The 18877-nt window shown below is 62.3% G+C and carries 19 protein-coding genes; 7 read left to right on the top strand and 12 right to left on the bottom strand.

Annotation, left to right across the window (positions count from 1 at the left end):
* Positions 1 to 179: 179 nt before the first annotated feature.
* Together REH59_RS01060 and hslO are read right to left on the bottom strand one after the other, a co-directional pair.
* Positions 180 to 1721, bottom strand: coding sequence for a phosphoenolpyruvate carboxykinase (locus REH59_RS01060; protein WP_003255806.1), 1542 nt, complete (start codon positions 1719 to 1721; stop codon positions 180 to 182).
* A gap of 179 nt (positions 1722 to 1900) precedes the next feature.
* The gene (gene hslO, locus REH59_RS01055; RefSeq protein ID WP_003255808.1) at positions 1901 to 2800 is read right to left on the bottom strand and encodes an Hsp33 family molecular chaperone HslO; all 900 of its coding nucleotides are present in this window, start codon (positions 2798 to 2800) and stop codon (positions 1901 to 1903) included.
* A gap of 120 nt (positions 2801 to 2920) precedes the next feature.
* On the opposite strand from hslO, the gene REH59_RS01050 reads away from it, so the two are divergent.
* Entirely contained in the window at positions 2921 to 3715 is a 795-nt protein-coding gene (locus REH59_RS01050; RefSeq protein ID WP_004576368.1) for a phosphatase PAP2 family protein, read from the top strand.
* Between the two features lie 27 nt (positions 3716 to 3742).
* Here the strand turns inward: REH59_RS01050 and REH59_RS01045 are convergent, their stop codons facing one another.
* A complete protein-coding gene (locus tag REH59_RS01045; RefSeq protein WP_014755033.1) occupies positions 3743 to 4144 on the bottom strand; it encodes an RNA-binding S4 domain-containing protein in 402 nt (133 codons plus the stop codon).
* A 175-nt stretch (positions 4145 to 4319) separates the two neighbouring features.
* On the opposite strand from REH59_RS01045, the gene REH59_RS01040 reads away from it, so the two are divergent.
* Positions 4320 to 4736: an ATP-dependent zinc protease gene (locus tag REH59_RS01040; protein WP_371321092.1), complete on the top strand. Its 417-nt coding sequence runs from the start codon at positions 4320 to 4322 to the stop codon at positions 4734 to 4736.
* Positions 4733 to 5638, top strand: a complete 906-nt coding sequence (gene rimK / locus REH59_RS01035; RefSeq protein ID WP_003255817.1) for a 30S ribosomal protein S6--L-glutamate ligase — start codon at positions 4733 to 4735, stop codon at positions 5636 to 5638. The genes REH59_RS01040 and rimK overlap by 4 nt, the downstream gene beginning before the upstream one ends.
* Positions 5639 to 5735: 97 nt before the next feature.
* On the opposite strand, the gene REH59_RS01030 is transcribed toward rimK, so the two are convergent.
* Positions 5736 to 7049 carry an ATP-binding protein gene (locus REH59_RS01030; protein WP_003255819.1) on the bottom strand — a complete coding sequence of 438 codons (1314 nt, stop codon included), beginning with the start codon at positions 7047 to 7049 and terminating at the stop codon, positions 5736 to 5738.
* Between the two features lie 13 nt (positions 7050 to 7062).
* Positions 7063 to 7803 (bottom strand): two-component system response regulator OmpR, encoded by a 741-nt coding sequence (gene ompR, locus REH59_RS01025; protein ID WP_003255821.1) that lies wholly within the window; start codon positions 7801 to 7803, stop codon positions 7063 to 7065.
* Positions 7804 to 8020: 217 nt separating this feature from the next.
* Between ompR and REH59_RS01020 the strand changes: the two genes are divergently transcribed.
* The 4 genes from REH59_RS01020 to REH59_RS01005 all read left to right on the top strand — a co-directional run bounded on the left by REH59_RS01020 (position 8021) and on the right by REH59_RS01005 (position 13091).
* Positions 8021 to 10345 carry a Tex family protein gene (locus tag REH59_RS01020; RefSeq protein WP_014860602.1) on the top strand — a complete coding sequence of 775 codons (2325 nt, stop codon included), beginning with the start codon at positions 8021 to 8023 and terminating at the stop codon, positions 10343 to 10345.
* Positions 10345 to 10728 (top strand): PaaI family thioesterase, encoded by a 384-nt coding sequence (locus REH59_RS01015; RefSeq protein ID WP_003255824.1) that lies wholly within the window; start codon positions 10345 to 10347, stop codon positions 10726 to 10728. The genes REH59_RS01020 and REH59_RS01015 overlap by 1 nt, the downstream gene beginning before the upstream one ends.
* Positions 10729 to 10881: 153 nt before the next feature.
* A complete protein-coding gene (gene gshA, locus REH59_RS01010; RefSeq protein ID WP_029380490.1) occupies positions 10882 to 12459 on the top strand; it encodes a glutamate--cysteine ligase in 1578 nt (525 codons plus the stop codon).
* Entirely contained in the window at positions 12459 to 13091 is a 633-nt protein-coding gene (locus REH59_RS01005; protein ID WP_014860604.1) for a TetR/AcrR family transcriptional regulator, read from the top strand. The genes gshA and REH59_RS01005 overlap by 1 nt, the downstream gene beginning before the upstream one ends.
* 142 nt (positions 13092 to 13233) lie before the next feature.
* Here REH59_RS01005 and REH59_RS01000 read toward each other — a convergent pair whose 3' ends face one another.
* The 7 genes from REH59_RS01000 to REH59_RS00970 form a co-directional block, all read right to left on the bottom strand.
* Entirely contained in the window at positions 13234 to 13449 is a 216-nt protein-coding gene (locus REH59_RS01000) for a TOBE domain-containing protein (RefSeq protein WP_003255829.1), read from the bottom strand.
* A gap of 27 nt (positions 13450 to 13476) precedes the next feature.
* On the bottom strand, positions 13477 to 14289 hold the full coding sequence (gene ssuB, locus REH59_RS00995; RefSeq protein ID WP_010951617.1) for an aliphatic sulfonates ABC transporter ATP-binding protein: 813 nt from the start codon (positions 14287 to 14289) through the stop codon (positions 13477 to 13479).
* A complete protein-coding gene (gene ssuC, locus REH59_RS00990; RefSeq protein WP_003255831.1) occupies positions 14286 to 15083 on the bottom strand; it encodes an aliphatic sulfonate ABC transporter permease SsuC in 798 nt (265 codons plus the stop codon). Before ssuC ends, ssuB begins: the two co-directional genes overlap by 4 nt.
* A gap of 10 nt (positions 15084 to 15093) precedes the next feature.
* Positions 15094 to 16242: an FMNH2-dependent alkanesulfonate monooxygenase gene (gene ssuD / locus REH59_RS00985; protein WP_004576374.1), complete on the bottom strand. Its 1149-nt coding sequence runs from the start codon at positions 16240 to 16242 to the stop codon at positions 15094 to 15096.
* A gap of 59 nt (positions 16243 to 16301) precedes the next feature.
* Positions 16302 to 17267: a sulfonate ABC transporter substrate-binding protein gene (locus tag REH59_RS00980; RefSeq protein ID WP_010951615.1), complete on the bottom strand. Its 966-nt coding sequence runs from the start codon at positions 17265 to 17267 to the stop codon at positions 16302 to 16304.
* Between the two features lie 85 nt (positions 17268 to 17352).
* Positions 17353 to 17946 (bottom strand): NADPH-dependent FMN reductase, encoded by a 594-nt coding sequence (ssuE, locus tag REH59_RS00975; protein WP_128573703.1) that lies wholly within the window; start codon positions 17944 to 17946, stop codon positions 17353 to 17355.
* Positions 17947 to 18164: 218 nt separating this feature from the next.
* On the bottom strand, positions 18165 to 18803 hold the full coding sequence (locus REH59_RS00970) for a peroxiredoxin (RefSeq protein WP_003255836.1): 639 nt from the start codon (positions 18801 to 18803) through the stop codon (positions 18165 to 18167).
* Positions 18804 to 18877 lie beyond the last annotated feature (74 nt).

Genomic DNA, 18877 nt, shown 5'->3' with positions numbered 1-18877 from the left:
CGGCCTGCGCCCACCACCGATCAGTATGTAGGAGCGGGTTTACCCGCGAATACGATGGCGGCTGCGACGGTGAACCACGGGTGGACATTGGCCAGCAGGTCCAGCCCTTTCGCGGGCAAGCCCGCATCCACAAAAAAGCCGCCCCTGGGGGCGGCTTTCTCGTTGCGGCTGGGCTCGGCTTACAGCTGCGGGCCAGCGGCTTTGATGGCGTCGGAAACTTCGAACTTCTTGAAGTTTTCGATGAACAGCTTGGCCAGACCTTTGGCAGCCTCGTCGTAGGCCGCTTTGTCAGCCCAGTTGGTGCGCGGGTTGAGCAGTTCGGTTTCAACGCCCGGAACGGCCTTCGGCACGTCCAGGTTGATGATGTCCAGGTGCTCGGTTTCGGCACCGACCAATGCGCCGCTCTGGATGGCAGCGATCACGGCACGGGTAGTGGGGATGCTAAAGCGCTTGCCAACGCCGTAGCCACCACCAGTCCAGCCGGTGTTGACCAGGTAGACCTTGGAGTTGAAACCGTTGATACGCTTGATCAGCAGCTCAGCGTACTCGCCAGCCGGACGCGGGAAGAACGGTGCGCCGAAGCAGGTGGAGAAGGTCGACTTGATGCCGCCGCCCGAGCCCATTTCAGTGGAACCGACCAGCGCGGTGTAGCCGGACAGGAAGTGGTAGGCCGCCTGCTCGTTGTTCAGGATCGAAACCGGAGGCAGAACACCTGTCAGGTCGCAGGTGAGGAAGATCACTGCGTTAGGCTCGCCGCCAAGGTTCGCTTCCGAACGCTTGGCAACGTGCTCCAGCGGGTAGGCCGCACGGCTGTTCTGAGTCAGGCTGACGTCGGTGTAGTCGGCGTGCTTGTTGGCGTCGAGAACGACGTTTTCCAGTACTGCGCCGTGCTTGATGGCTTTCCAGATGACCGGCTCGTTCTTTTCGGACAAGTCGATGCACTTGGCGTAGCAGCCGCCTTCCATGTTGAAGACAACGCCTTCGCCCCAACCGTGCTCGTCGTCACCGATCAGGTAACGGCTTTCGTCAGCCGAAAGGGTGGTCTTGCCAGTACCGGACAGGCCGAAGAACAAGGTCACATCGCCTTCTTCGCCGATGTTGGCTGCGCAGTGCATTGGCAGTACGTCGGCAGCCGGCAGCAGGAAGTTCTGCACCGAGAACATGGCTTTCTTCATTTCGCCGGCGTAGCGCATGCCAGCGATCAGCACTTTCTTCTGGGCGAAGTTGATGATCACGCAACCGTCGGAGTTGGTGCCGTCACGCTCAGGCTCGCACACGAAGTTGGCGACGTTGAGGATCTGCCACTGGTCGCGGCCAGCCGGGTTGAACTGCTCCGGGTTGATGAACAGGCAACGACCGAACAGGTTCTGCCAGGCAGTCTGGGTGGTCATCTTCACCGGCAGGTAGTGCTCGGCTGCGGCCCCTACGTGAACATAGGAAACGAAGTGATCCTGGGCGTTGTTGAACGCCTCGACGCGAGCCCACAGGGCATCGAACTTGTCAGCCGGGAACTTGCGGTTGATCGGGCCCCAGGAAATGGCGTCCTGGGTGGAAGGTTCTTCGACGATGAAACGGTCAGCCGGCGAGCGGCCAGTACGGTGACCAGTCTCCACGACCAGTGCGCCAGTATCGGCTAGTACGCCTTCACCGCGTTGCAGCGCTTCTTTTACCAGCTCATCGACGCTCAGGTCGGTGTACACGGTGTTGTTGGCTTGCGTCATGAGATACCCCATCCGGCCCGAGGCCGAGTGCTCCAAACGTTTTGTAGTTGTCTTGAAAAAACTACTACAGCGAAAAAAGTGGCCGGATTATGCCAGAAACGCCCAAAAAAAGTAGGCCCCTCCTGTCAGAACTGCGCTTTTGCGCAATTCGACAGGAGATTATCCTGTGATTTAACGTTTCAGTGACGAGTTTCTGAGGCCACGTCAGTACCGCCACCCGCAAACAGTTGCGCCACATCGCTGGCATCGAAGAAGTAGCGCTCGTTGCAGAACTGGCAATCGATCTCTACCGTCCCGCCACATTCGTCCACCAGCGCCTTGGCGTCGTGTTCGCCCAGACTGACCAGCGCATTGCCGGAGCGTTCCCGCGAACAGCTGCAATTGAAGCGCAGTGGCTGGATATCGAACAGGCGCACGGCGTCTTCGTGGTACAGGCGGTGCAGCAGGGTTTCGTTGCCCTCTGTCCACTCTTCAGGCTTGAGCGTCTTGGCCAGGGCCACCACGTGCTGCCAGCTGTCTTCGCGCTCTTCATCATCCGGCTGGCGATCACGCGGCAGTTGCTGCAGCAACAGCCCACGGGCCTTGCCGCCTGCGGCATTGAGCCAGAAACGGGTATTGAGCTGCTGCGACTGGACGAAGTAGCTGGTGAAACATTCCGACAGGTTGGCGCCATCGAGGTCGACGGTCCCCTGATAGCGCTGGCCCTTGACCGGGTCGATGGTCAGGGTCAGGTGGCCGTCGGGCATCAGCTGCGACAGGGTGGCATCAGCCGAAATCTGGTCCGCTTCGTAGCGGGCCATGCCGCGGATCTCGCGGTCGCTGGAGCATTCCACCATCAGCAGCGGAATGGGCCCAGCCGAACGCGCCTGCAGAATCAGCAAGCCATCGAACTTCATCGCACCCACCAGCAAGGCGGTGGCGGCCATCAACTCACCGAGCAGCACCTTGACCGGCTGGGGGTACTCATGACGCGCCAACACTGCGGCGTAGCTGTCATCGAGAGACACCCACTCGCCGCGCACATCGCGCTCGTCGAAGAGGAAACGTTGGGTGAAATCTGTATCAGGCAAATCGCTCATAGGTTTCGGCTATCTAAAAAATGATGACAAAATGGTTACAAGGGTTGTCGAGAATCGGCGAGAACCCGTGACAGAGCGCTCACAAGGCGCTCCGATTCCTGTTTGCAATAGAGGTATTTTATGGACAATCGACCACTGTTCCAAGCAAGGTGGTCCTGGGGGCCATTGGCAGCCTGTACGCTGCTTCCCATTGCTCTACTGTGTTTCTGGTTATGGCCTTTTGGCCAGATCCTGTGCCTGACTTTCGACGAGTGGCTGTTCCGCAGCCTGAACGCGCCGCTGGCCGATAGCACCACCTGGCGCTACATCTGGACCATCGGCAGCCTACGCCCGTTCGACATCGTCGTCGGCCTGATCCTGCTCGCTGTGCTCATTCGTGGTGACTGGGTGTTCAAGGCCGCTCAGGTTCGCCAGGCATTTTTCGGCTTTCTGGTCACGCTACTCCTCTTAGTGGTGATTCGCGCGCTGTTTTCCAAGTGGGTGGATGCAGCCGGGTGGCAACACAAGAGCCCATCGATGATCTTCGACGACGTCGTGCACCTGAGTGACTATTACCCGAACCTGGAGGCGGCCTGGGAACTCAAGGACCGTTCCAGCAAAAGTTTCCCGGGTGATCACGCCTCGGTGCTGCTGATCTGGGCGCTGTTCATGAGCGTGTTCAGCCGCCGCCTTGTGCAATACCTGGTGGTCTGGGGGCTCGCAGCGCTGTTCATGCTGCCGCGCCTGGTGGCCGGTGCCCACTGGGGGCAGGACGACTACATCGGCGGCTTGCTGATGGCCGTACTGGCGTTGGGCTGGAGCTACTACACGCCCCTGGCGGCCAAAGGCAGCGAGGCGTTGATGCGCTGGACAGCGCCGTTGTTCAAGCTGCTGTCCACGTTACCGTTGGTCGGACGAATGGCGGTGTTGCGCTAGATTCCTGGGGCTGCGCAGCAGCCCCATTCAATCGTAACTTCCATGCAGCTGGTGAATCTGCCGCCGCTGCTTCTTGGTCGGCCGGCCATCGGTGGTCACGCCCATGGCCCCGGCCTTACGCATCTCAGCCGCCTGTTCACGGCGACGCACACTTTCTTCGGTTTCCTCGTACAACGCCTGCGCCTCTGGGGCACCTCGACGCACCACCGACAGCGCCTTCACCACCACCGTGCGCTCATCGAAGCCGGTACGCAGCACGAACGCGTCGCCCACTCGCGGCTCTTTGCCCGGCTTGCAACGCTCGCCCCGGCAATGCACCTTGCCACTCTCGATCGCCGCCTTGGCCAGCGCTCGCGTCTTGTAGAAGCGCGCCGCCCACAACCATTTGTCCAGGCGAACCTTGTCGTCGTCTTCGGCTTTTTGTGCCATCCCGTTACCTCGGATTCTGTCTTTCATCGAACTGTACTACCTTCACATACGGATGCAAAAAGTCCCCGCCGTGCTTAAAGTTCTCCACCTCATTCGCAGGGTGCGCTTCGTGAAGACATTTGACCATTTGACTGTGATCGGCCTGCGCGAGTGGGTCGCCCTGCCTGACCTCGGCGTGGCCGGGCTGCGCGCCAAGATCGACACCGGTGCCAGCACGTCGAGCCTGCATGCCACCGAAGTGGAACCCTTTGAGCGCGACGGCCAGCCCTGGGTTCGCTTCACTGCGCACCTGGGCTCGGTGGTGCAGTTGCGCCACCGCCGCTGCGAGGCACCGTTGGTGACGATGAAGACCATCAAAAGCTCCAACGGCCACGCCCAGACCCGCTACGTCATCCGCACGTCACTGGCGCTGGGTGATGGTGTGTGGGAGGTGGAGTTCACCCTGGCCTGCCGCAAGAACATGCGCTACCGCCTGTTGCTTGGCTCCAAGGCCCTGATACACGGCCAGCTGGTAGTGAACCCAGGCCTGAAATACGTACAAGACAAACCGGCCTTCCCGGCCACCCTTTCCCCTGTCACAGGTGCTGCATGAAGATCGCTGTGCTGTCGCGCAATCCGCGTCTGTATTCCACCCGCCGCCTGGTCGAAGCCGGTACCCAGCGTGGCCACGAAATGGTGGTGATCGATACCCTGCGGGCATACATGAACATTGCCAGCCACAAGCCGCAGATCCACTACCGCGGCAAGCCGCTGGAAGGCTTCGATGCCGTGATCCCGCGCATAGGTGCTTCGGTTACGTTCTATGGCTGCGCGGTGCTGCGCCAGTTCGAAATGATGGGCGTCTACCCGCTCAACGAGTCGGTAGCCATTGCCCGCTCGCGCGACAAGCTGCGCTCGTTGCAGCTGTTGTCGCGGCGCGGCATAGGCCTGCCGATCACCGGTTTCGCCCACTCGCCGGACGACATCCCCGACTTGATCCAGATGGTCAACGGTGCCCCGCTGGTGATCAAGGTACTGGAAGGCACCCAGGGCATTGGCGTGGTGCTGTGCGAAACGCCCCAGGCGGCCGAGTCGGTGATCGAAGCGTTCATGGGCCTCAAGCAGAACATCATGGTGCAGGAGTACATCAAGGAGGCCGGTGGCGCAGATATCCGATGCTTCGTGGTAGGCGACAAAGTAATTGCCTCGATGAAGCGTCAGGCCAAACCGGGCGAGTTCCGCTCCAACCTGCACCGGGGTGGCGTCGCCAGCCTGATAAAAATCACCCCAGAAGAGCGCATCACCGCCATCCGGGCGGCCAAGGTGATGGGGTTGAGCGTGGCGGGTGTGGATATCCTGCGTTCCAACCACGGGCCGTTGGTGATGGAGGTAAACTCGTCGCCAGGGCTGGAGGGCATTGAAGTCACCACCGGCAAGAACGTCGCCGGGATGATCATCGAGCACCTGGAGAAGAATGGCGGGCCCAATCAGACCCGGACCAAGGGCAAAGGCTGATTCAAGCCTGTGCCCGCCTCTTCGCGGCTAAGCCGCTGCCACAGGTATTGCAGAGTCCCTGTAGGAGCGGCTTTAACCGCGAAGAGGCCAGTGAGCCTCACACAGCATTACGCGGCAGCAGCAGCCCCAGCGGCAACCTGACCCGCGCCTCGATCCCGCCGCCAGACCGGTTACGCAACTCCACGTTCCCGCCATGTTGCGCAGCAATCCGCTTCACGATCGCCAGCCCCAACCCGGTGCCCTTGCCGCCCCGCGCCCGGTCACCGCGAATGAACGGGTTGAAAATGGTTTCCAGCTCCGACTCGTCAATACCGGTGCCCCGGTCCAGCACACTGAGCACCACATACGGCGCACTCTCATCACCTGACACATAGGCAGCCACCTCGACCCCCTTGCCAGCATGGTGCAGGGCGTTGCCGATCAGGTTGCCCAGCATGCGCTTGAGCGAAACCCGGCGCAGCGGGAACGGTGGAATCGGCTCCAGGCACAGGCGCACACGCTCTTCCGGCTGGTTGTACGGAGCCACCACCTCACGCACCAAGTCAGCAAGGTCGACCTCTTCCACCGGCTCGTCACGGCCATCGCGGATGAAGGCCAGGAACTGATCGAGAATCGCGTCCATGTCCTCGATATCGCGAACCATGTCATCGCTCAGCTCGTTGTCGCTGTTCAGCAAGGACAGCGACAGACGCAGGCGCGTCAGTGGCGTGCGCAAGTCGTGGGAAACCCCGGCCAGCATCAACTCGCGCTCGCGCCCGGCCTGCTCGACATCCTCGGCCATCTGGTTGAACGCCTTGTACACCTCGGTCATCTCGCTGGGGGTATCGCTGATCGGCAGGCGCACACTGCGCCCCTGGCCAAGCTGGCGGGCGGCGAACACCAAGCGTTTGAGCGGCTGGTTGAGCTGACGCACAAAAATCCACGCCGATGCTGTGGACAACAAGCCAATGGCCAGGAACCAGCCCAGCACGTTCCAGATCTTCTGCCCACGCAATGGGTGCGGGTACAGCGGCACTTTCAGCCAACCCGGCCCCAGGCTTGGCGCATTGACCCACAACGCGGGCGGTGCATGAATGCGCAGCCGCACTTCGGTGTCGTCACCCAGCTCGGCCTGCATCTGCCGTTGGTAGATTTCACTGTAGGGCCAATGCTGCTCGCCTTCGGGCACACCCGAGCCGGTCACCCGGATAAGGCCTGCCGCCTCGGCGATCTTGTCGCGGTTTTCTTCGTCGGCGGCCCAATAGGCGCGCAAGGTCAGCGCTACACCATGGCTGTACTGACGGTCGACCAGCACGTCCTCGTTCATCAGCAGGTAGACCAGGGTCAGCGCCTTGGAGAACAGAACGACGATCAACACCAGCCACAGGGTGCGGGCGAAGAAACTTTGCGGAAACCAGAGCGGTGTTTTCATCGACGTTCAGGCATCATTTTCCGGCGTTTCCGTCCGGTACGAACACGTAGCCGACGCCCCAGACGGTCTGGATGTAACGCGGCTTGGACGGGTCCGGCTCGATCATGCGACGCAGGCGTGAGATCTGCACATCGATGGAGCGCTCCAGCGCATCCCATTCGCGGCCGCGCGCCAGGTTCATCAGCTTGTCGCGGGTCAACGGCTCACGGGCGTGCATCACCAGGGCCTTGAGCACGGCGAACTCGCCGGTGGTGAGCATGTGCACTTCGTTGCCGCGCTTGAGCTCGCGGGTGGCCAGCGACAGCTCATAGTCGCCAAAGGTGACCGACTCGTCTTCGCTGCCCGGCGCTCCCGGCACGCTCGGCGCCTGGCGACGCAGCACCGCCTTGACCCGGGCCATCAGTTCGTCCGGGTTGAACGGTTTGCCCAGGTAGTCGTCGGCGCCCAGCTCCAGGCCCTTGATGCGGCTGAGCTCGTCGCCCTTGGCGGTCAGCATGATGATCGGGATCTGGTTGTTCTGCTGGCGCAGGCGCTTGCAGGCGGACAGACCATCCTCGCCTGGCAGCATCAGGTCGAGCACCACCAGGTTGAACACCTCGCGCTGCAGCAGGCGATCCATCTGCTCGGTGTTGGGCACTGCACGGGCACGGTAGCCCTTGCTGGTGAAGAAACGTTCCAGCAGGCTGCTAAGCCCCGGATCGTCGTCGACGATGAGAATCTTGTCACCTTCAGCGGTGTTTGGCGTGCCGGTCATGAATAACTCCTCTGATATCGCCGCGCATTATGGCGTAGCCATTGCTGCACGTTGCGTGAGCATTGTTAGCAGATTTTTCCCCCGGCGCCAGTTCCGGCTGGCCGGGCGCCATCACCGCAAGCCGTTTGCGATGGGTATAATGCGCGGCTTTCATCCAGCGCCGCCGGGCAAAAAGCCCACAGGCGACCCCCGTATTCACAAATGTCAGGTGGTTTACATGGACAGCATCAACAGCCGTATCGCCGAGGAACTGGGCGTACGCCCGCAGCAGGTCGAGGCGGCCGTGAGCCTGTTGGACGAAGGCTCGACCGTGCCCTTCATCGCCCGCTACCGCAAGGAAGTGACCGGTAGCCTTGACGACACTCAGTTGCGCCACCTGGAAGAGCGCCTGCGCTACCTGCGCGAACTCGACGAGCGCCGCGCCAGCATCCTTTCCAGCATCGAGGAACAGGGCAAGCTGACCCCGGAACTGGCCCGCGAGATCAAGCTGGCCGACACCAAGACCCGCCTCGAAGACCTTTACCTGCCCTACAAGCAGAAACGCCGCACCAAGGGCCAGATCGCCCTGGAAGCCGGCCTCGGCGAACTGGCCGATGGCCTGTTCAACGACCCGACCCTGGCCCCGGAAAGCGAAGCCGCACGCTTCGTCAACGTCGAAAAGGGCGTGGCCGACGTCAAGGCCGCGCTGGAAGGCGCCAAATACATCCTGATGGAGCGCTTTGCCGAAGACGCCGCCCTGCTCGACAAGCTGCGCAGCTATCTCAAGCAGGAAGCCGTGCTCAGCGCCCGCGTCGTGGCTGGCAAGGAAGAAGAAGGCGCCAAGTTCCGCGACTACTTCGCTCATGACGAGCTGCTGCGTACTGCGCCATCGCACCGTGCCCTGGCGATCTTCCGCGGGCGCAACGAAGGCGTGTTGAGCGTCTCGCTGAAGGTCGGCGAAGAACTGCCCGGCACCCTGCACCCGTGCGAACTGATGATCGGCAACCACGTCGGCATCGAAAACCGCAGCCGACCCGCCGACAAGTGGCTGGGAGAAGTGGTGCGCTGGACCTGGAAGGTCAAGCTGTACACCCACCTGGAGACCGACCTGTTCGGCGAGCTGCGTGACAATGCCGAAGGCGAGGCGATCAACGTGTTCGCCCACAACCTGCACGATCTGCTGCTGGCCGCACCGGCCGGCCCGCGCGCCACCCTGGGCTTCGACCCAGGCCTGCGTACGGGCTGCAAGATCGCCGTGGTCGACGCAACCGGCAAACTGCTGGACCACACCACGGTCTACCCGCACGCGCCGAAGAACGACTGGGACCGCACCATTTCCATCATGGCCGCACTGTGCGCCAAACACTCGGTGGAGCTGATCGCCATCGGCAACGGTACCGCCAGCCGCGAAAGCGACAAGCTGGTGGCCGAGCTGGTCAAGAAATATCCAGCCCTGAAAATCACCAAGATCATGGTCTCCGAAGCCGGTGCTTCGGTGTACTCGGCATCGGAACTGGCCGCCCGCGAGTTCCCGGACCTGGACGTGTCGATCCGCGGCGCCGTGTCGATCGCCCGCCGCCTGCAGGATCCGCTGGCCGAACTGGTGAAGATCGATCCGAAATCCATCGGTGTCGGCCAGTACCAGCACGACGTGTCCCAGCTGAAACTGGCACGTGGCCTGGACGCGGTGGTCGAGGACTGTGTGAACGCCGTGGGCGTGGACGTGAACACCGCTTCGGTGGCGCTGCTGACGCGCATCTCCGGCCTCAATGCCATGCTGGCACAGAACATCGTCGCCCACCGCGATGCCAATGGTCCGTTTGCCACCCGTGCAGCGCTGAAAAAGGTTAGCCGCCTGGGTGAGAAAACCTTCGAGCAGGCCGCCGGCTTCCTGCGTGTGATGAACGGCGACAACCCGCTGGACGCCTCTGCGGTGCACCCTGAGGCTTACCCGCTGGTGCAGCGCATTGCTGCCGATACCGACCGCGACATCCGCTCGCTGATTGGTGACAGCAGCTTCCTCAAGCGCCTGGACCCGAAAAAGTTCACCGACGAAACCTTCGGCCTGCCAACTGTCACCGACATCCTGCAAGAGCTGGACAAGCCCGGCCGCGACCCGCGTCCGGAGTTCAAGACCGCCACCTTCCAGGACGGCGTCGAAGACCTCAAGGACCTGGAACCGGGCATGATCCTCGAAGGCGTGGTGACCAACGTTACCAACTTCGGTGCCTTCGTCGACATCGGCGTGCACCAGGATGGCCTGGTGCATATCTCGGCGCTGTCGGAGAAGTTCGTCAAAGACCCGCGTGAAGCGGTCAAGGCCGGCGATGTGGTCAAGGTCAAGGTCATGGAAGTGGACATCCCGCGCAAACGCGTCGGCCTGTCCATGCGCATGAGCGACACCCCGGGCGAGAAGGTCGAAGGCAACCGCGGTGGTAACCGCGGCAATGGTGGCAGCCGCCAGCAGCAGGCACCGCGCCAGCGTGAAACCGCCACGGCTGCGCCGGCCAACAACGCCATGGCCTCGCTGTTCGCCAACGCCAAGCAATTGAAGAAGAAGTAATGGACGTACCACGCGAATACGTCGAAAGCGCCTTCAGCCAACTGCTGGGCTGCCGCCTGCAACACCTGGACACAGGTGTTGCCGAGGTAGCCCTGGCGCTGGAGCCCCAGTTGCGCAACCGTGGCCAGAAGCTGCACGGCGGGGCGATCTTCAGCCTGGTGGATATCGCCATGGGCCTGGCCTGCTCGGCCAGCCATGGCTTTGACCAGCAAAGCGTCACCATCGAGTGCAAGATCAACTACATGCGTGCCGTCAGCGACGGCGAAGTGCTGTGCACCGCCCGCGTGCTGCACGCCGGGCGGCGCACCCTGGTGGTCGACGCTGACGTAGTTCAGGGCGACAAGCTGGTGGCCAAAGCGCAAGGAACCTTCGCGGTTCTCTAGCTCACCAAGCAGTATCTGCGGTATTTTCAGCAGTGCGCTGGCACTGCTGGAACCGCGTAAACCAGGCGACAACGCCAGTTCCTTTCTTCCTACCCTTGTAGACCGTTATCTCTACCCCCATATTGGGGCGACTGACGCGTGAAGGAATACATCTTGAGCGAACTCCTCAACCGCCGCCTGAGCCTGCTCGGCGCCAATCTCCCCCTGCTCAAGCAGTGCCTGCACGGTATTGAGCGCGAATGCCTGCGCGTGACCGATGAAGGTCGCCTGGCCCAGACCCCGCACCCGGAAGCACTGGGATCGGCGCTGACCAACGAGCAGATCACCACCGACTATTCCGAGTCGCTGCTGGAGTTCATCACCCCGGCCCTGGCCGATCCGGCCAAGGTGCTCGAAAGCCTCGAAGAGACCCACCGTTTCGTCTACAGCAAGCTGGGCGACGAATACCTGTGGAGCCCGTCAATGCCGTGCACGCTGCCGGCCGAGGAGGACATCCCGATCGCCGAGTACGGCAGCTCGAATATCGGCAAGCTCAAACACGTCTACCGCAAGGGCCTGGCCCTGCGTTACGGCCGCACCATGCAGTGCATCGCCGGTATTCATTACAACTTCTCGCTGCCCGAAGCGCTTTGGCCACTGCTGCGCGAAGCCGAAGGCAGTACGGAAAATGACCGCGACTACCAGTCGTCGGCCTACATCGCGCTGATTCGTAACTTCCGCCGCTACAGCTGGCTGCTGATGTACCTGTTCGGCGCCTCGCCGGCCCTGGACAAAGGCTTCCTGCGTGGCCGCCCGCACCAGCTCGAAGAGCTGGATGCCGAAACCCTGTTCCTGCCTTATGCCACCAGCCTGCGCATGAGCGACCTGGGTTACCAGAGCAACGCCCAGGCCGGCCTGACGCCCTGCTACAACAACCTGGCCAGCTACACCGACAGCCTGCGCAAGGCCGTTGGCACGCCCTACCCGCCTTACGTTGAAATCGGCACGCATGTGGATGGCGAGTGGGTTCAGCTGAACACCAACATTCTGCAGATCGAAAACGAGTACTACTCGAACATCCGCCCCAAGCGCGTCACCTACACCGGCGAGCGGCCGATCCAGGCCCTGACCTCGCGGGGCGTGCAGTATGTGGAAGTACGTTGCCTGGACATCAACCCGTTCCTGCCGGTCGGTATCGACCTGACCGAGGCGCGCTTCCTCGACGCATTCCTGCTGTTCTGCGCCTTGGAAGACAGCCCGCAACTGGACAACGGTGAGTGCGGCCAGTGCACCAGCAACTTCCTGACCGTGGTCAAGGAAGGTCGTCGTCCGGGCCTGGAGTTGCACCGCAATGGCCAGCCGATCAGCCTGAAAGACTGGGCCAGCGAGCTGATCGAGCGTATCCGCCAATTGGCCAATCTGCTCGACCAGGCGCAAGGTTCTGATGAGCACGCCAAGGCCCTGGATGCGCAGCAGGCCAAGGTCGACGACACCTCGCTGACCCCGTCGGCCCAGGTGCTGGCACGCATGACCGAGCATGACGAGAGTTTCGTCCAGTTCTCGCTGCGCCAGAGCCGTGTGCACGCCGAGACTTTCCGCGAGCAACCGCTGAGCAACGAAAAGCAGCAAGCATTCGAGACGCTGGCCCGCGAGTCGCTCACCAGGCAGTCCGAGCTGGAGCGAGACGAAGTCGGTGATTTCGACCTGTTCGTCGGCGCCTACCAGGCCAGCATCCTGGCAATCAGCAGCTGATGAACCGCACCACCACCCCGCGCAAACCGCGCGCCAGCAGCCAGGCCAGGATCGAGGCGATCCTGGCGGCTGCGCGTGAGCTGTTGGCCGAGCAAGGGGTGGCAGCACTGTCTATCTACAGCGTGGCCGAGCGGGCGCAGATTCCGCCTTCGTCGGTGTATCACTTTTTCGCCAGCGTGCCGGCCTTGCTGGAGGCACTTACTGCAGATGTGCACCGGGCGTTTCGCGAAGCCCTGAGCGCACCGATCGACAGCAGCGCGCTCAGCACCTGGCACGAACTGTCACGGCTGATCGAACAACGCATGCTTGATATCTATCACGAGGATGCAGCAGCGCGGCAGTTGATCCTGGCGCAGCATGGGCTGAGCGAGGTGGTGCAGGCCGACCGGCAGCACGACATGGAACTGGGCGACTTGATGCACACGTTGTTCGACCAGCATTTTCACCTGCCGGTGATGCCACTGGATGTGGACGTGTTTGCCTTGGCCATGGAATTGAGCGACCGGGTGTATGCGCGGTCGGTGCAGTTGCACGAGGCGATCACCCTGCGCATGGCCGAGGAAGGCAAGCGGGTGTTCGAAGCGTATCTGGGGTTGTACCTGCCGCCGTTTCTGGCCAAGCGTTCCCGCTGAGAAATCTGGGGCCGCTTGGCGGCCCTTCGCGGGCAAGCCCGCTCCCACAGAGCCCGCGCGCACCCTGGAGCTTGCGAAGTATCTGTGGGAGCGGGCTTGCCCGCGAAGGGCTGCAAAGCAGCCCCAATATCGACCCGCCGCATCACAGCTTGGCGATAGACACTTCAGTCGACTTCACAAAGGCAATCACTTCACTGCCCACCTGCAACTCCAGCTCACGCACGGAACGGGTGGTAATCACCGAAGTGACGATACCCGAAGCCGTCTGCACGTCGATTTCCGACAGTACCGGGCCTTCGAGGATTTCTTTCACAGTACCTTTGAACTGGTTGCGAACATTGATGGCTTTGATAGTCATGGTTTGCTTCCTTTTGGCTTTTGGGATTCAGTGCGCCCAGCGCAGTTGCGTGGGCAGAGGGGCTACAGGATCCGGCTCGGGCGCAGTGCCCGGGGTGGACAGAACACGGTTGAGCACTTCGCTTTCCAGCGCGGCCAGACGGTGCGAACCACGCGCCCGGGGCCGTGCCAGGTCAACAGTGAGGTCGAGCCCGACCTCGCCGTCCTCGATCAGGATCACCCGGTCAGCCACGGCAACCGCCTCGCTGACGTCGTGGGTGACCAGCAGCACAGTGAAGCCGTGCTGACGCCACAGGCGTTCGATCAGTTGCTGCATCTCGATACGGGTCAATGCATCCAGCGCCCCCAGTGGCTCGTCCAGCAGCAGCAGGCGGGGCTGGTGAATCAAGGCTCGGGCCAAAGCCACGCGCTGCTTCTGGCCTCCCGAGAGCGCTGCCGGCCATTCGTTGGCGCGGTCGGCCAGGCCAACCGCATCCAAGGCCTCCAGCGCACGCGGGCGCCAGTCGCCAGACAGCCCAAGGCCAACGTTGTCGATCACCTTCTTCCACGGCAGCAGCCGCGCGTCCTGGAACATCAGGCGGGTTTCTTCACGGGCCTCTTCCAGCGGCGCGGCACCCGCCAGTAGCTGCCCGGCAGTGGGCTGGTCCAACCCGGCCAGTAGCCGCAGCAAAGTGCTCTTGCCGCAGCCGCTGCGGCCGACAATGGCCACGAACTGGCCGGCCGGAATGTGCAGGTCGATACCCTTCAAAACTTCGCGTTGGCCAAAAGTCTTGCGCAGGCCCTTGGAGGCCAGCGGGGTGCCACGCAGCAGGCGTGGCGGCTGTTCCTTGAGCACGGTCATGCGCCCTCCTTCCTGGCAACTTGATAGGCCGGGTGCCAGCGCAACCACACGCGCTCCAGGCCCCGGGCCGCAAGGTCGGCAAGCTTGCCGAGTACGGCATACAGGACGATGGCCAGCACTACCACGTCGGTTTGAAGAAATTCGCGAGCATTCATTGCCAGGTAACCGATGCCAGCGTTGGCCGAAATGGTTTCGGCAACAATCAGCGTCAGCCACATGAAGCCCAAGGCGAAACGCACGCCCACCAGGATCGAAGGCAGCGCCCCCGGCAGGATCACCTGGCGGAACAGGCCGAAGCCGGACAAGCCGTAACTGCGCGCCATTTCCACCAACGCTGGGTCAACGTTGCGAATGCCGTGGTAGGTGTTCAGGTAGATCGGGAACAACGTGCCAAGCGCGACCAGAAAGATCTTTGCCGACTCGTCGATACCGAACCACAGAATCACCAGCGGTATGAGCGCAAGGTGCGGCACGTTGCGGATCATCTGTACCGAGCTGTCGAGCAGGCGTTCACCCCAATTCGACAAGCCGGTGATGAAGCCCAGTACCAGGCCGATGCTGCCGCCGATGACAAAGCCCAGGCCTGCACGCCAACCGCTGATGGCCAGGTGGGTCCAGATTTCGCCGCTGCGCACCAGTTCGACGCCCGCGCTTACCACTGCGCTAGGTGCCGGCAGGATACGCGTCGACAGCCAGCCAGCGCTGACGGCCAGTTGCCATATGGCCAACAGCAGCACCGGCAGCGCCCACGGCGCCAGGCGCTGGGTCAGATTCGAAGAAGTTGCACGACTCATGGCCAGGCCCTCAGCTCTGCGACACAGATTTGGGCAGGATGTCGTTGGCCACCATTTCGCCGAACGGGCTTACATAACCACCAGTTTTCGGCTGCTCTGGGCGCTGCACATCAAGGTGCGGGAACAGCAGCTCCGCCACGCGGTAAGACTCTTCCAGGTGTGGATAACCCGAGAAGATGAAGGTATCGATACCCAAGTCGGCATATTCCTTAACCCGTGCTGCCACGGTGGGGCCATCGCCCACCAGTGCGGTGCCCGCCCCGCCACGTACCAGGCCAACACCTGCCCACAGGTTGGGGCTGACCTCCAGGTTGTCGCGGTTGCCGCCGTGCAGGGCAGCCATGCGTTGCTGGCCCACCGAATCGAAACGCGCCAGCGAGGCCTGGGCGCGGGAGATGGTGTCATCGTCCAGGTGCGAGATCAGGCGCTCGGCAGCGGCCCAAGCCTCTTCGTTGGTTTCCCGCACGATCACGTGCAGGCGGATACCGAAGCGTACTTCGCGCCCTTGAGCAGCCGCTTTTTCGCGCACCTGTGCGATCTTCTCGGCAACGGCTGCCGGTGGCTCGCCCCAGGTCAGGTACAGCTCGACCTGTTCGGCCGCCAGGTCCTGAGCGGCCTCGGAGGAGCCGCCGAAATACAGCGGTGGGCGTGGTTGCTGAATCGGCGGGTAGAGCAGCTTGGCGCCCTTTACCTGGATGTGCTTACCGTCGTAATCGACGTTTTCGCCTTCCAGCACCTTGCGCCAGATACGGGTGAACTCGACCGAAGCTTCGTAGCGCTCCTGGTGGTTCAGGTGCAGGCCATCACCCGCCAGCTCGTCCGGATCACCACCGGTCACCAGGTTGAATAGCGCACGGCCATTGGACAAGCGATCGAGGGTGGCCGCCTGGCGTGCTGCCACGGTCGGTGAAATGATGCCCGGACGCAGGGCTACAAGGAACTTCAGGCGCTGGGTCACGGGGATCAGCGACGCGGCCACCAGCCAGGAGTCCTCGCAGGAACGCCCGGTCGGGATCAGCACCCCACCAAAACCAAGGCGGTCGGCGGCCTGCGCGATCTGCTGCAGGTAACCGTGGTCGACCGCACGTGCGCCTTCGGAAGTGCCCAGGTACTTGCCGTCACCGTGGGTGGGGAGGAACCAGAAAATGTTAAGGCTCATTGGAGTCGTCTCCTCAAGGGTGGCTCTAGCCGGAGCGGCGCCCCGGCACTGGCAGTCAATCAAGGCGCGCTAGCGACTTTGGCAGGGGGTGTCCAGATCACGTCCTTGATGCTCAGCGGCTTGGGTATCAGCTTGAGCGCCTGGAAGGTGTCGGCGATCTTCTGTTGCGCGGCCACCACCTCTGGGGTCAGCGGCGCAGCGCCGTAGCCTTGGCGTTTGACAGAGGTCAGGGTGATGCCGGCAGGCAGGCCGAGCAGCGGGGCAACCTGGTCGGTCACCTCCTGCGGGTTGGCCTGGGACCATTCACCCACGGCGCGCACTTCCTCGATCACGGTGTTGATCACCGCTGGGTGCTGTGTCGCATAGTTGCGGGTGGCGAGGTAGAACTGGTGGTTGTCGACCAGGCCCTTGCCGTCACGCAGGGTGCGCGCTTGCAGCTGCTGCTCGGCGGCGGCCTGGTAAGGGTCCCAGATCACCCAGGCATCCACGCTGCCGCGCTCGAAGGCGGCGCGGGCGTCGGCCGGCGGCAGGTAGACAGGCTGGATGTCGCTGTACTTGAGGCCGGCGTCTTCCAGGGCGCGGACCAGCAGGTAGTGCACGTTGGAGCCTTTGTTGAGGACGACCTTTTTACCCTTGAGGTCCTTCACCGACTGGATCGGCGAGCCCTTGGGCACCAGGATCGCTTCGCTGTGCGGCGCTGGCGGCTCGTAGGCCACGTAGAGCAGGTCGGCGCCAGCGGCCTGAGCGAACACAGGAGGCGTCTCGCCGGTTACGCCGAAATCGATGGAGCCGACGTTCAGCCCTTCAAGCAGCTGCGGGCCGCCGGGGAATTCGGTCCATTGCACCTGTACTCCCTGCTCGGCCAGGCGCTTCTCCAGCGTGCCCTTGGCCTTGAGCAGCACCAAGGTGCCGTATTTCTGGTAACCGATACGCAGGCTCTCGGCCTGGGCTTGGGTAATGGCGCCGAAGGACACAGCCGCCGCAAACAGGGCGACCAGACCACGACGCAAGAAGACTGTGCGCATGGCGCTCTCCTGTGCGAATGGGGTTCGGGTTGCACCTGCTTGCCTCGTTAACGGGCGAGTAAGGTGGTGAAGCGGGGAATGCCGTTCAGATGCTCCAGCGAGCGCTGATCAGACGTTCGTTCAGTACGCCAGGGGCCACGGGGCGCGGCCGACGGGCCAGGGCGACGTGGAAGGTTTCCAGCGAGTCGTGCAGGCGTTCTTCCAGCGCCTGTACCAACTGCGCGGGCTTTGTGCCTTCTGCGTAAGCCACCTGGCTGTCGTCGGCAAAGATCCCTTGCAGGGTCTCTTGTGCCTTGAGTGCCGACAGCACCGGCTTCAATGCGTAATCCACCGCCAGCATGTGGGCGATGCTGCCGCCAGTGGCGATGGGCAACACGATCTTGTGGGCCAGGGCGCGCTCGGGCAGCAGGTCAAGCAAGGTTTTCAGGGCACCGGAAAACGAAGCCTTGTACACCGGGGTGGAGACGATCAGGCCATCGGCCTGGGCCACCAGCTGCTGAAAGTGTTGCACATGCGGGCTGTCGAAACGGGCATGCAGCAGGTCTTCGGCGGGAAAGTCACGCACTTGGAATGTCACCACTTCAACGCCGCGATCCTGCAGCCACTGGCGCGAATGCTCGAGCAGCACGCCGGAGCGTGAACGGAGACTTGGGCTACCACCGATTGAGACGACCAGCATTGCTGCGCTTCCTTGTGTTCTGTGGAGGTGACATTAACAGTTGCTACATATATCTAGAAATCATATTTTTTCATTTGTTTATTCCATTATTGTCTTTGCCCATAAGGGCCTCCTCGCGGGCGCGCCCGCTCCCACAGGTTTTTTACAGGCATAAAAAAGGGCCGTCGAAACGGCCCGAAAATCCCTGCTTGGCTAAGAGCAATGCAACGAGGAATCCATTAACGATTGGGTTGAGGGGTCAGGCGCAGATAGGGTTTGACCGCCCGGTAACCTTTGGGGAAGCGCTGCTTGATCTCCTCCTCGTCTTTGAGCGAAGGCACGATCACCACTTCATCGCCGTCCTGCCAGTTACCCGGTGTGGCGACCTTGTGGTTGTCGGTCAGCTGCAGCGAGTCGATCACCCGCAGAATTTCGTTGAAGTTGCGCCCGGTACTGGCCGGGTAGGTAATGGTCAGGCGCACCTTTTTATTCGGGTCGATGATGAACAGCGAGCGCACGGTCAGGGTGTCGCTGGCGTTCGGGTGGATCAGGTCGTAAAGGTCGGACACCTTGCGGTCAGCGTCAGCAATGATCGGGAAGTTGACCACGGTATTCTGTGTTTCGTTGATGTCATCGATCCACTTGTGATGCGAGTCGACCGGGTCCACCGACAGGGCGATGGCCTTGACCCCGCGCTTGGCAAATTCGTCCTTCAGCTTGGCGGTCAGGCCCAACTCGGTGGTGCACACTGGGGTGAAGTCGGCCGGGTGGGAGAACAACACCCCCCAGCTGTTGCCCAGCCACTCGTGGAAGCGGATCTTGCCTTCGCTGGAATCCTGTTCGAAATCGGGGGCGATATCGCCGAGTTTGAGGCTCATGGGCTGCGGCTCCTGGGCTGGGTTCTGTACCGTATGGGCTCAATGTGCCTGCATTCAGTTAAAAACAAAAAGAA

This window comes from Pseudomonas sp. BO3-4, assembly GCF_034044115.1.
Lineage (GTDB): Bacteria > Pseudomonadota > Gammaproteobacteria > Pseudomonadales > Pseudomonadaceae > Aquipseudomonas > Aquipseudomonas alloputida.
This window is presented reverse-complemented; position numbering and strand designations above follow the sequence as displayed.